The 13,228-nt window shown below is 63.1% G+C and carries 12 protein-coding genes; all 12 read right to left on the reverse strand.

What is annotated here, in order from left to right; genetic code table 11:
* Nucleotides 1-94: 94 nt before the first annotated feature.
* A complete protein-coding gene (gene fliG / locus ACVWZ5_RS11175; protein WP_028692791.1) occupies nucleotides 95-1,114 on the reverse strand; it encodes a flagellar motor switch protein FliG in 1,020 nt (339 codons plus the stop codon).
* Nucleotides 1,107-2,885, reverse strand: coding sequence for a flagellar basal-body MS-ring/collar protein FliF (gene fliF, locus ACVWZ5_RS11180; RefSeq protein ID WP_028692790.1), 1,779 nt, complete (start codon nucleotides 2,883-2,885; stop codon nucleotides 1,107-1,109). Before fliF ends, fliG begins: the two co-directional genes overlap by 8 nt.
* Nucleotides 2,886-2,900: 15 nt before the next feature.
* A complete protein-coding gene (gene fliE / locus ACVWZ5_RS11185) occupies nucleotides 2,901-3,233 on the reverse strand; it encodes a flagellar hook-basal body complex protein FliE (RefSeq protein ID WP_028692789.1) in 333 nt (110 codons plus the stop codon).
* A 107-nt stretch (nucleotides 3,234-3,340) separates the two neighbouring features.
* On the reverse strand, nucleotides 3,341-4,717 hold the full coding sequence (locus ACVWZ5_RS11190) for a sigma-54-dependent transcriptional regulator (RefSeq protein WP_062574747.1): 1,377 nt from the start codon (nucleotides 4,715-4,717) through the stop codon (nucleotides 3,341-3,343).
* Nucleotides 4,714-5,931 (reverse strand): sensor histidine kinase, encoded by a 1,218-nt coding sequence (locus tag ACVWZ5_RS11195; protein WP_062574748.1) that lies wholly within the window; start codon nucleotides 5,929-5,931, stop codon nucleotides 4,714-4,716. The genes ACVWZ5_RS11190 and ACVWZ5_RS11195 overlap by 4 nt, the downstream gene beginning before the upstream one ends.
* Nucleotides 5,932-6,090: 159 nt before the next feature.
* Entirely contained in the window at nucleotides 6,091-7,566 is a 1,476-nt protein-coding gene (fleQ, locus tag ACVWZ5_RS11200) for a transcriptional regulator FleQ (protein ID WP_028692786.1), read from the reverse strand.
* 166 nt (nucleotides 7,567-7,732) lie between these two features.
* Entirely contained in the window at nucleotides 7,733-8,029 is a 297-nt protein-coding gene (locus ACVWZ5_RS11205) for a flagellar protein FliT (RefSeq protein WP_062574749.1), read from the reverse strand.
* A gap of 19 nt (nucleotides 8,030-8,048) precedes the next feature.
* Nucleotides 8,049-8,450: a flagellar export chaperone FliS gene (fliS, locus tag ACVWZ5_RS11210; RefSeq protein ID WP_028692784.1), complete on the reverse strand. Its 402-nt coding sequence runs from the start codon at nucleotides 8,448-8,450 to the stop codon at nucleotides 8,049-8,051.
* Between the two features lie 128 nt (nucleotides 8,451-8,578).
* Nucleotides 8,579-9,967, reverse strand: coding sequence for a flagellar filament capping protein FliD (gene fliD, locus ACVWZ5_RS11215; RefSeq protein WP_213883129.1), 1,389 nt, complete (start codon nucleotides 9,965-9,967; stop codon nucleotides 8,579-8,581).
* An 83-nt stretch (nucleotides 9,968-10,050) separates the two neighbouring features.
* Nucleotides 10,051-10,401: a flagellar protein FlaG gene (locus ACVWZ5_RS11220; protein WP_062360692.1), complete on the reverse strand. Its 351-nt coding sequence runs from the start codon at nucleotides 10,399-10,401 to the stop codon at nucleotides 10,051-10,053.
* A gap of 75 nt (nucleotides 10,402-10,476) precedes the next feature.
* A complete protein-coding gene (locus ACVWZ5_RS11225) occupies nucleotides 10,477-11,895 on the reverse strand; it encodes a flagellin N-terminal helical domain-containing protein (protein WP_213883115.1) in 1,419 nt (472 codons plus the stop codon).
* A 312-nt stretch (nucleotides 11,896-12,207) separates the two neighbouring features.
* Nucleotides 12,208-13,137: a ketoacyl-ACP synthase III gene (locus ACVWZ5_RS11230; protein ID WP_213883116.1), complete on the reverse strand. Its 930-nt coding sequence runs from the start codon at nucleotides 13,135-13,137 to the stop codon at nucleotides 12,208-12,210.
* Between the last annotated feature and the right edge of the window lie 91 nt (nucleotides 13,138-13,228).

A 13,228-nucleotide genomic window follows, 5' to 3' on the forward strand; every position in this document is an offset into this window, starting at 1 on the left:
ACGATCTCGATGTCACCGCAAGCTGTCGGGGCAGCCTTGCTGCCCTTTCGCGACACAAGGTCGATCCTACAGTAGAACGCGCGCGCCCCACCGATCAGATCATTTCCTCGGCGCCCTTGCCGCCCAGCACGATCTCGCCGGCTTCGGCCATACGGCGGGCGATGGTGAGGATTTCCTTCTGCGCCGTCTCCACGTCGCTGACCCGCACCGGCCCCTTGGCCTCCAGGTCGTCGCGCAGCAGCTCCGAGGCACGCTTGGACATGTTCTTGAAGATCTTGTCCTTGACCCGCTCGTCGGCACCCTTGAGCGACACCACCAGCACATCGGAGGACACCTCGCGCAGCAGCGCCTGGATGCCACGGTCGTCGACGTCGGCCAAGTTGTTGAAGACGAACATCAGGTCTTCGATCTGCTCCGACAGGTCGCTGTCGATCTCGCGGATCGCGTCCATGAGCGCGCCTTCCACGGAGCTGTCGAGGAAGTTCATAATGTCGGCGGCGCGCTTGATGCCGCCCAGTGTGGTGCGCGCGGCATTGGAGTTGCCGGAGAACTGCTTCTCGAGGATCTGGTTGAGTTCCTTGAGCGCCGCTGGCTGCACGGTGTTGAGCGACGATACGCGCAGGACGATGTCCAGGCGCACCTTGTGGTCGAAGTTGCTCAGCACTTCACCGGCCTGGTCGGGGTCGAGGTAAGCGACCACGATGGCCTGGATCTGCGGGTGCTCGTAGCGGATGACGTCGGCCACGGCGCGCGGCTCCATCCACTTGAGGCTGTCCAGGCCGCTGGTGTTGCCACCAAGCAGGATACGGTCGATCAGGCCGTTGGCCTTGTCCTCGCCGAGGGCCTGGTTGAGCATCTTGCGGATGTAGCCGTCGGAACCGACGCCCAGGCTGGTCTGGTCGCCGACGATCTCGACGAACTCGCTCATCACCTGCTCGACCTGCTCGCGATGGACGTTGCCCATCTGCGCCATGGCCACACCGACCCGCTGCACTTCCTTGGGGCCCATGTGGCGCAGGACCTGCGCGGCATCGGTCTCGCCGAGCGAGAGCAGGAGGATGGCCGCCTTGTCGACGCGGCTCAGCTTGGCGGTAATGGCTCGATTGTCACTCATCGGCGTTGATCCACTCTTTCACGACCTGGGCCACGCGGCCCGGGTCTTCGGCCACCAGGCCCTTGATTGCGTTGAGCTGTGCCTCGTAACCCTCGCTCGGGCTCGGCAACAGAATACTTGTCGGGCCACCCAGGCTGACGCGGTCGTTGGCCAGTTCGCCATCCAGACCGATCATGCCGCCCAGCTCCATGTCGCTGTCCGTGGCAGCCTGCTTGCCGCCACCTGTGATGTTGTTGAGCACCGGACGCAGCACGCCGAACACCAGCACCAGGATGAACAGCACGCCCAGCACCTGCTTGACGATGTCCCAGAACCACGGCTGCGAGTAGAACGGAATGTCGACCAGTTCGTCGCCACGGTCGGCGGCGAACGGCACGTTGATCACGGTGACGCTGTCGCCACGGCTGGCATCGAAGCCCACCGCGTCCTGCACCAGGCGGGTGAAGCGCGCCAGGTCCTCGGCGCCCCACGGGGTGCGGGTGGCTTCGCCAGTGGCGGCGTCGAGCTTGACCTGGTCATCCACCACCACGGCCACCGACAGACGGGTCAGGCGACCTTGCTGCTGACGGGTGTGGCTGATGGAGCGGTCGAGCTCGAAGTTCTTGGTACTCTGCTGACGCTTGTCGCTCGGGTACGGCGCGAGCATCGGCTGGCCGGTGGCCGGGTCCATGATCTGCTGGCCGTTGGCGTCCACCAGCGGCTGGCCGGGCTGGATGGCACCGGCCGGCGTGGCGGCGGCCTTGGCGTTTTCGGGCGCGGAGGCGCCGGCCGGCGGCTGGTTGCTCAGGGCCCCCGGCACACCTTGCGGCCCCTGGCTGCTGGCACGCTGTTCGTTGACCGACTGCTCGCTGCGCAGCGCAGGCTGGTCAGGGTTGAACTGCTCGGAGGTGGACTCGACGGCGCTGAAGTCGACGTCGGTCGACACTTCGGCCTTGTAGCGGTCGTTGCCCAGCACCGGCTGCAGGATATTGTGCACGCGCTGGGTGAGCATGCCTTCCATGCGGCGGCTGTAGTCGAACTGCTTGCCCGCCATGGTCAGGGCGGTGTCCTGCAACTGATCGGAAAGCAGATTGCCCTTCTGGTCGACCACGGTCACCTGGGACTTGTCCAGCTCCGGAACGCTGGTGGCCACGAGGTTGACGATGGCCATGACCTGGCCGGCTTCCAGGCTGCGGCCCGGGTACAGCTCGACCAGCACCGAGGCGCTGGGCTTGCGCTCGTCACGCACGAACACCGAGCTCTTCGGAATCGCCAGGTGCACGCGGGCGGCCTTGACGTTGTTCAGGCTCGACACGGTGCGCGCCAGCTCACCTTCCAGGCCGCGGCGGTAGCGGGTGGCTTCCATGAACTGGCTGGTGCCCAGGCCCTGCTCCTTGTCGAGCAGCTCGAAACCGACATTACCGTCGCTTGGCGCCACACCGGCGGCGGCCAGTTTCAGGCGCGCACGGGAGAGGTCGTCGGCCTTGACCAGCAGGGCGCCGGAGTTCGGCTCAACCTTGTAGGGAATATCGGCTGAGGCCAGCGCGTCCACCACCTGCTTGGTGTCCATGCCCGCCAAGCTGCCGTACAGCGGCCGGTAGTCCGGCTGCTGCGACCAGAGCACCACGGCGAAGCCGATGGCCACGCTGGCGGCCAGCCCGACCAGCAGGCCGACCTGACGCAGCATGGGCATCTGCGAGATGTTTTCCAGAAATGCCATGCCGAACAGCGGCGGCTTGGCTGCTGGCGGGCCACTCTTGGCGGGGGCGTTATCGACGACTGCTTCGGCCATGACTCACTCTCGCCCTTATACCGGCATCTGCATGATGTCCTGGTACGCCTGTACCAGTTTATTGCGTACCTGGGTCAGGGCCTGGAACGACACCGAAGCCTTCTGCGAGGCGATCATCACATCGGTCAGGTCGACACCGCTCTTGCCGATCTCGAAGGCGTTGGCCAGCTGGGAGGAAGCCTGTTGCGTTTCATGCACCTTGCCAATGGCCTGGCCGAGCATGTCGGCGAAGCTGCTCTGGCCGGGCGCCAGCTCAGGCGCGGCGGCAACCTTGGGCTGGGACATGGCTTCGGCCTGCATGGCGCGCATGTCCAACATCAGACGATTGAATTCAACACCTTGGGTCATGGACTTCTCTCTCCGGCTGCCGCACTTTTTTTGACACTCATGCAGCGAATGGGTTGGTGCTAGCAAGAGGAGTGCCAGCCAACCCGAAAAACACTCAAAACGACGTATCAACCAAACAGGCTGGCCTCGACATCCAGACCAGCGTCACGCATCTGCGCCAGCTTGTAGCGCAACGTGCGTGGACTGATCCCGAGACGCTCGGCAGCCTCCTTGCGACGCCCGCGCTCGGCGCGCAGGGTGTCGATGATCATCTGGAACTCGTGACGACGCATGTCGTCGCCCAGCCCCCCGACCTCGGCAGCCGGCTCGACAGATAATGGCTCAATAGTAGCCATTTTCGGCACCGACAATGGAATGGCGCCAGCCAGACAGAAATCCGCCGCCTCGATGACGCCCCCCTGCTGGAGGATCAGCGCCCGCTGTATGGCGTTATCCAGTTCACGCACATTGCCCGGCCAGGCGTAGGCTTGCAGGCACGCCCGCGCTTCGGCGGACAAGCGCACCTGGGCATGGCGCATTTTCTGCGCGTGGCGCGCCAGCAGGCGCTCGGCCAACGGCACGATATCGGCTGGACGCTCCCGCAGCGCCCGCCAGGCCATGGGGAAAACCGAAAGACGGTAGTACAGGTCTTCTCGGAAGCGCCCGGCCGCCACCTCCCCCGCCAGGTCGCGGTTGGTCGTGGCGAGAATGCGGATATCCAGGGCGATGGGCTTGCGCCCCCCGACGCGCTCGACCTCACGCTCCTGCAGCACGCGCAGCAGCTTGGCCTGCAGGCCCAGCGGCATCTCGGAAATCTCGTCGAGCAGCAGGGTGCCGCCGTCGGCCTGCTCGAACTTGCCGGCCTGGGCGGCGATGGCGCCGGTGAACGCCCCCTTCTCGTGACCGAACAGGGTCGCCTCAAGCATGTTGTCCGGGATCGCCGCGCAGTTGATCGCCACGAACGGCTGGTCCACGCGCCGCGACTGCTGATGGATATAGCGCGCCAGCACCTCCTTGCCAGTCCCCGACTCACCGGAAATCAACACCGTCGAATCGCTTTGCGCGACCCTGGCTGCCAATTCCAGCAATTGCCGACTTGCAGGCTCGCAAGCCACCGGCCCCTCCTCGCCCGCTGACGCACCGGCACCGACGGCATGCCGCGCCACCAGGCTGATCAACGCCTTGGGCTCGAAGGGCTTGACCAGATAGTCGACAGCCCCTTGGCGCATGGCCTCAACGGCCCGCTCAACCGCCGCATGGGCGGTCATCAGCAACACCGGGAGTTGCGGGTGGTTGCGGCGCAGCTGCGCCAACAGCTGGTGACCATCCATGCCCGGCATGTTCACGTCGCTGACCACCAGACTGAACGACTCCTCGGTCACCGCCAGCAAGGCTTCTTCGGCGCTGCCGACGGCGCGCAGGCAGAAGCCGCCGATTTCCAAGGTATCGGCCAGCGCCTGGCGCAGGACCCTATCGTCCTCCACCAGCAGAACCTTGACGCTCATTGACCTGCCTCCAGCCGGCTGTCGATCAGCGGCAACACCACGGTGACACAGGTGCCACGCCCAGGCTTGGAGCGCAGGCCAAGCGTGCCACGGTGCGCCCGCACCACGGCCTGAACCACTGCCAGTCCCAGGCCGGTGCCGGTAGCCTTGGTGGTCAGGAACGGTTCGCCAAGACGCGTCAGCAGTTGCGCGTCGATGCCGCTGCCGGCATCACTCACGCAGATGCGCAGGCTGTCGTCGCGACGGGACAGATGGACCTTGATTCGCGCCGGCTCATGACTGGCCTGCAGGGCGTTCTCGATCAGGTTGAGCAGCGCGCCAACCAGGGTGTCGCGGTTGCACAGCAAGTCGCCAAGATGGCTGTCGCACTGCCAGCGCACGGCATGCCCCTGAACATGGGCATGGGCCGCCTGCTGCAACGCCTGGAACAGCGCTTTCGGGCTGATGCGGTCGCTCAGGGGCAGCTCGCCGCGGGCGAACACCAGCATGTCGCGCACCTGATGCTCCAGCTCGTGCAGGCGCTCCTTGAGGTTGCCGGCGAAACGCTGACGGGTCTCCTCCGTCAGCGCCTGCTGCGGGTCGGCCAGGTGACCGGCATACAGCATCGCCGCCGAGAGTGGCGTACGGATCTGGTGAGCCAGGGACGCGACCATGCGCCCCAGTGACGACAGGCGCTCGTGGCGCGCCAACTGGTCCTGCAGGCGCCGGGTTTCGGTCAGGTCATTGAGCAGCACCAACTGGCCGGGCTCGGCATCGAGGGAACGCGTGGCAATGGACAGACGGCGTCCGTCACGCAGCGAGACCTCGTGGCCGTCATCCTCACGCGGCGCGAAACTGCGGGCGATCACATGCCGCCAGAGCACACCGACCAGCGGCTCGCCCAGCAACTCGCAAGCCGCCGGATTGGCCTCGCGCACATAGCCCTCGCCATCGATCACGATCACCCCGCCCGGCAGCAGGTCCAGCAGGTTCTGCAGGCGGTTGGCCAGGCGCTCCTTTTCATCCAGTTCAGCCATGCGCTGGGCGCTGACCACTGCCAGTTCGCCCTTGAGCTCGCTGACGCGCGTCTCAAGCATGTTGTATGACTGGCTGAGCTGGCTGGAAACCTGATCGAACAGGGCGAACGCCTGCTCGAGACCCTGCCGGCTTTCCTGCTCGAGCGGGGTGTGTCCTCGCGGATCGGAGGAATGGGAACGGTGGGCGGCCTGGGGCATCGTGCTCTCTCGCATGGCTGACCGTCATAAAAACGGTATGTTGCCAGCGGTGTAGCAATAGCCGTGCCGGAGATGGGGGCAATCAGCCGTGGGCTTGTTGACCGAGCGCAATGACCGGGGCTGTCAAGCACCCGGCCATTGCGCCAAAACCCGGCGGGATCAGTCGTCCGCCTGCTCCTCGCCACCCTGGCGGCTCATGCCGTACTTGCGCATCTTCTCCACCAGCGTGGTGCGGCGGATGCGCAGGCGCTCGGCGGCCCGGGCGACGATGCCATTGGCATCGTCCAGCGCCTGCTGGATCAGCCCCTGCTCCAGGCTGCCAAGATAGTCCTTCAAATCCAACCCTTCGGGCGGCAGCATGGCATGGCTGGCGAAGTTCGGCGCATGCCCGTTGATCGCCACGCGCTCCTCGAGATCGGAACGCAGGCTGTCGACCAGCTGCTCGTCTTCGTCATCCACGTAGCGGAACTTCTTCGGCAGTTCCGCCACGCCGATCACCCCGTACGGATGCATGATCGCCATGCGCTCCACCAGGTTGGCCAGCTCACGGACGTTGCCCGGCCAGCCGTGACGGCACAGCGACATGATCGACGCGGAGTTGAAGCGGATCGAGCCGCGCTTCTCGTGCTCCATGCGCGAGATCAGCTCGTTCATCAGCAGCGGAATGTCTTCCACCCGCTCACGCAATGGCGCCATCTCGATAGGGAACACGTTCAGCCGGTAATACAGGTCTTCGCGGAAGGTCCCGTCCTCGATCATGGTCTCGAGGTTCTTGTGCGTCGCGGCGATGATGCGCACGTCGATGCTCTGGGTCTTGTTGCTGCCGACTCGCTCGAAGGTGCGCTCCTGCAGCACCCGCAGCAGCTTGACCTGCATCGGCAGCGGCATGTCGCCGATCTCGTCGAGGAACAGCGTGCCGCCGTTGGCCAGCTCGAAACGCCCGGCACGGCTGGTGATCGCCCCGGTGAAGGCGCCCTTCTCGTGGCCGAACAGTTCGCTCTCGAGCAATTCCGCCGGAATCGCCCCGCAGTTGACCGGCACGAACGGCGCCTCGCGGCGCTTGGAGTGGTAGTGCAGGTTGCGCGCCACCACCTCCTTGCCGGTGCCGGACTCGCCGAGGATCAGCACGCTGGCGTCGGTGTCGGCGACCTGCTGCATCATCTGCCGCACATGCTGGATGGCACGGCTGGTGCCCACCAGGCTACGGAACAGGTTGGGCTCGCGCTGACGACCACGCTCACGGGCCTGGTCATACATCTCGCGGTAGACTTGGGCACGGTGCAGGGAATCGAGCAACTGGCTGTAGCTCGGCGGCATCTCGAGATTGGAGAGCACGCGCCGACGCAGGTCCTCGGGGAACTCCGCGGAAGAAATTTCACCCAAAAGCAGAACCGGAAGGAACTCATCCCACCCGACCACTGTCTTAAGGAGCCCCAGCACACTGGCCGGAGCATTCACGGTCCCGATCAGGACGCACAGGACTTCGCGACTGGAAGACAAACCCTCGACCACCTGCTGCCAGTCGCCGCTGGAACAGGAGAGGTTATCTTCGCCGAGAAAATTCAGGACCACCGCCAGATCGCGGCGGCGTTCGCTGTCGTCATCGATCAGGAGAATCTTGGTTTCACGCCACATGCAATAGCAACTTCCCTAGTCATATCGGCGCCCGGAGGGCGTGCACGACATCATTCCGACTGAATGGTCAGTGTTCGGACGTCTGAATTTCGAAAACAGCCACTAGTAAAGTCAAAAAGGCCTGCACAGTCAAATTTATGGCGCCTTTTGCTCAGTCCGGTGCATATTAACTGAACAAATGGTAAACCTTCGACGCATTCTTTGCTTGATTGATCTGGGTCATTTCATCGGCGATGGCTTGGCGCTCGCCGATGGTCGCGTCGAGCAGTTCGCGATAGACCTGCAACAACCCTTCCAGGCGCTCCTTGACCACCTCTTCATCCAGCGCCGGCGCGCCAAGCATGTCGTCGATGCAGGTGCGGCAGTTCTCGTCGAGCCTGCCGATGGCATCCCAGTCCTTGGCACTCAGGGCGTTCAGCAGTGCGTCGCGGGTCTCGTCGAATCGTTGCAGTTCGCTGCTCACCTTGCTCTCCCTGTCCGGCTCAGCCGGCTTGTTGCGCTTCGGCGATCGCGTCCCAGCCGCTCTTGACGGTGATCAGCAATTGCGCGACCTCGTCGATGATCGCCGGGTCGTTGTCGATATTGGCCTGCATCAGGCGATTGGTCATGTAGGCGTAGAGGCTCGACAGCTGCTCGATGTAGGCAGGGTCCGCGCTCTTCTGCGCATCCAGGCCGTCGTTCAGGCCGATGATGATGTCGATGGCCTTGCCCAGCATCAGGCCTTTTTCGGCGATGTCGCCGCGGGCCAGCGCACCTTTGGCCTGGGCCATGCGATCGAGCCCACCCTCCATCAGCATCTGCACCAGGCGATGGGGCGTTGCTTCGGAAATCTGGGCATGGGAATTGACCTTCTGGTACTGCCGAAGGGCTCTCATGGGATTCATCTTGCGACCTCGTAGCGGGCAAAAACGACTGGTTTCATAGTCCTTGTATCGGGCCGGCGGCGGAAAACTTTACCTGCCGCCGAGGTGAAGCCGGACATCATGCCCGGACTTCACGGGACCTTCACGGATTATTTGTCGTTCTTGGCGTTGTTCAGTGCGTTGAGCGTGCCCAGCACGTTACTCTGCTGCTGACGCAGTTGAGCGACCAGAGTATCCATGTTGTTGTACTTGTCCTGCAGGCTGACGCGCAGGGCTTCCATACGCGTATCCAGGGTATCCTGCTCGGTCTTGAGCTTGGTCAGGCTCTCGCTCAGCGCCTTGGAGCGCTCTGCCAGGGTGCCGGTGGATGCCTTGGCATACGGTTCGGTCGCGGTCTGCAGGCGCGCCAGCAGGCCATCCTTGCCGTTGAAGATGCTGGTCAGGTCGGCGGCGTTGGTGGCCGCGGCCTTGTCCCACTTCTTGTCGTCCAGGCTGAGCGTGCCGCCATCCTGGGATGAGGTGACGCCAAAGGCGGCGAGCGACTTCATCGTGCCGTTGCCGGAAAGCGTGTTCATTTCTTCGCGGATCGATGACATCAGCGCGCGCATGGATGCGTCGCCGGTGAGCGCGGCGGGAGTCACGGTGCCGTCGGCGTTCTTGGTTACCTTGGTCTCGGCGTTAACAGCCTTGATCAGCGCGTTATAGGTATCGATGAAACCTTTCAGGCCCGACTTCAGCGCGGTGGTGCTCGTACTCAGCGAAAGGGTCGTCACCGTAGGTTCGGACGCCCCTGTCGCCGTTGGCGAAAGCCCGACCAGCTTGATGTTCAAACCGCTTACCGCGTCGCTGATGTCGTTACTCTTTGACTCCATGGAAATGCCATCGAGTTTGTATTGGGCATTCTTTGGCGGATCTACAACGGTGTAGCCAGTGTCGAGACCCGAGTTACCCGACAGCGTAATATCGGAACCTACCCCCATCTTGCTGGAGGTAACGACGAGACGCGAACCCGACGCGTCGGTCAGAATGTTGGCACTCAGACCTGCGGTACCGAACTGACTGTTGATCGTCTCGCGCACCTGCTGCAGCGTGGCGCCCGGCGGGATGCTGACGTCGTGGTCCTTGCCATTCTGGGTAATGGTCAGCTTGGTCGCAGTGGTGCCAGGGTTGACCACGGTGCCCGCGCCGCCGGCATAAACCTTGGTGGACACCTTGGAAGCCGATGCCAGCTGGGTCACAACCAGGTTGAACGAACCAGTGGCCGCGCCTGCGCCCGCCGTGATGGTCGCAACCTTCTCATCCGACGACTTCAACGCCAGACCACCGAAGCTGTTGTCGTTGGTCATGCTGGTCAACGCACCACGGAAGGCATCCAGGGCCGCCTGGATCTTGCCGATAGAGGACAACGTGGTGGTTGCCTTCAGTGTCTGGGTGTTGATCTGTGCCTGTTTCGGCGCCTTCTGCGCGTCCACCAGGGACTTCACAATCGCCTGGGTATCGATGCCCGAACCGATACCGCTGACTGTTGAACCTGCCATCATTGCTCTCCTTGTTCGGTAGCTGCCGGGTCCTTGACGACTACACGCCGCAAATGACCGACAGCAACAAAAATCATGCCAGCTTACGCCTTGCCATCAAACAGCAGGCTGCCAGCTTCGCTGAGGCTTTGTGCCAGCTTCAGCGCCGTTTCCGACGGGAGTTGGCGGATCACATCACCGGATTCGGTGGCGATCACCTTGACCACGACCCGGCCGGTGGAATCATCGATTGAAAAATCCAGCTTGCGCTGGCTCGACTGGACGAAATCGCGGATCTCGCCAACCGCCTTCTCCAGGTCCTCGCGGGTGTGCGGCTTGTCATCGACGGCCGCGGCTTCCGGCACCTTGGCAGGCACCAGTGGGTCCTTGGCAGTCGTCACTGCCTGAGGCAGCACCGGAGGATACACCTGGTTCAGCTTGACACTCATGTCCATGCTTCGAACTCCTCATGTCAAAAAAGCGAAAGGGCACGTAAACGCGCCCTTCCACCTCTTACTCAGGCGCCTGAATTACTGGAGCAGTTTCAGGACCGAGGATGGCAGCTGGTTGGCCTGCGACAGGATCGCGGTGGAAGCCTGCTGCAGGGTCTGCTGCTTGGTCAGCTCTGCAGTTTCCGAAGCGAAGTCCACGTCCTGCACGGTGGAGCGGGCAGCGGTGGAGTTCTTCTGGATGTTCTGCAGGTTGTCGACGGTGGTGGTCAGACGGTTCTGGGTAGCACCCAGGCCCGAACGGACGCTGTCGATCGAACCAATGGCCTTGTCGATGACGGCCAGGGCGTTCTGAGCCTTGGTGGCGTCGGTGACGTCGGTGTTGGCGATGGTGGTCTTGACCGACGAAGCGTCGGTACCGGCGTTGAACAGGCCGGTAACACCAGCGCCGCTCAGAGCGTAGCCCTTGGCCGAGTCCAGGTTCACAGCGCCAGTGGCGATCAGGCCGTCAGCCAGAGCGACGCCAGCACCGTAGGTGCCCGAGCCGTCCTTGGTTGCAACAGTGATGGTACCGGCAGCGGTGGAGTTGGCGAACGAGATGTTCTCACCGGTGTCGGACTTGACCGACAGGGTGCCTTTGGCTTCGTCGTAGTTGACGCTGATGCCCAGTTTGGCAGCGTTCGACTTCAGCTGGTCAGCCAGGTTGGCGGTGTCTTTGACGCCGACGAACTTGGTGGTCTGGCCGCCAACGGTCATGTCGAAGGTAGCAGGAGCGGTAGCAGCACCGGCGCCGACAACGAACTGAGCTTCGGTGCTGGCGGTAGCGCTCAGGCCACCAATGGCACCGTTCAGCTGGCTGGCGATGGTCTTGGCGGAAGCGCCAGCAGCGATGGTGACCGCAGCGGTCTGGCCGTTACCGGTTACGTTGATCAGGCCACCGGCAACACCGGTGTTGCTTGGAGCAACGCCCAGGCTCTTGACCTGCTGGGAACCGATGTTGCTGGCAGCAACGTTTTCCAGGGTCAGGTTGATGGTTTCGTTGGCGTTGGCGCCGACCTGGATGGCCTTGGTGCCGTAGGAACCGTCCAGCAGCTTCTGGCCACCAAAGGTGGTGGTGGTGGAGATACGGTTCAGTTCGGCAGTCAGAGCTTGGTATTCGTCGTTGTTCGACTTACGGTCGTCGGCGCTCAGGGAGCCAGTGGCCGAGGACAGTGCCAGGGTACGCATTTTCTGCAGGATGTCGGTCGAAGCCTGCATTGCGCCTTCGGCGGTCTGGGCGATCGAGATACCGTCGTTGGCGTTCTTGACTGCCTGGCCCAGGCCGTTGATCTGGCTGGTCAGACGGTTGGCGATCTGCAGGCCGGCAGCGTCGTCTTTGGCGCTGTTGATGCGCAGGCCGGAAGACAGGCGCTGCATCGAAGTGGTCTGGGCGGTGCTGGCCTTGTTCAGGTTAACCTGAGTAGTAACCGAAGCAATGTTGGTGTTTACAGTTAAAGCCATGACGAAATCCTCGTTGGATGGGTACTGCGGCTTCCGGCCCTGGCATCCGCCGGGTATGGCCTAGAGAACCTTCGTAATGGTTATCGTCGTCTGCGTGGGTTGCTTGAGGGCATTTTCGAAAAAAAAATGCCATCACCCCGCCACCCCCATGAAATCAGGGGGTTATTGATTTGGCAGTTGCCGATCAGGGGCTGCTTTGCAGCCCATCGCGGGGCAAGCACGCTCCTACAGGGACCCTGTGGAACCCATTTCCCAGGCATAAAAAACGCCTGGCGGGACACGCCAGGCGTTTTTCTCTGAGATCGTCGAGACTCAGGCGCGATAGAGAATCGCCGAGCCCCACGACAGGCCCACGCCAAAGCCGCTGATGGCCACGCGCTTCCAGCTGCTGTCGAACATGTGTTTCTGCAGCAGCAGCGGCACGCTGGAGGACACGGTATTGCCGGTCTCGAGCATGTCCTTGACGAACTTCTCCGGATGCTGCTCTTCGAAGCGTCGTGCCACGGCATCAACGATCGCCGCGCTGCCCTGGTGGATGCAGAACGCATCGATGTCCGAAGACTGCAAACCGCTGGCCGCCAGCAGCTCATGCAGGTGCGCCGGCACCTTGACCAGGGCGAAGTTGAACACCTGGCGACCGTTCATGAAGAAGGTGCCATCGCTGACTTTGAGGTGCTCGGCACCCGAGCCATCGGTGCCGAAACGCGCCTCGCCCAGCTGCCAGACAGCGTTCTCGCCCATCCAGGTGGCCGTGGCGGCGTCACCGAACAGCATGGTGGTGTTGCGGTCTTCCGGATCGACGATCTTCGAATACGGGTCGGCAGTGATCAGCAGGCCGTTTTTCAACCCCGCCGCCTGCATGAAGCCCTTGATGGCGTACAGGCCATAGACATAACCCGAGCAGCCCAGCGACACGTCGAAGGCCGCCACGCGGGTCGACAGGCCCAGCTTGTTCTGGACGATCGCCGCGGTGTGCGGCAGGCCTTCTTCGTCACCGTTCTGGGTGACCACGATCAGTACATCGATCGACTGCGGATCGAGCTCGGGGTTGTTGGCGAACAGCGCCCGGGCAGCCTCCACGCACAGGTCGGACGTTTCCTGCTCCTCGGCCTTGCGCGGCAGGAAGGAGGCGCCGATCTTGCCGAACATGAACTCTTCGTCCTTGCCGAACTTCGCACCCTGGACGTAGTTGTCCAGGCCAGCGGTGGGCACGTAACTCGCGATGCTTTTGATGCCAATCATTCTGGCTTCCCAATGAAAACAGCCAAAGACCGCCACTCGATGAATTGAGGGCGCCGACTACCGGGTCGAGGGCAATGCGCCCCGGACAGGC

The sequence above is a fragment of the Pseudomonas sp. TE6283 genome (assembly GCF_054060555.1).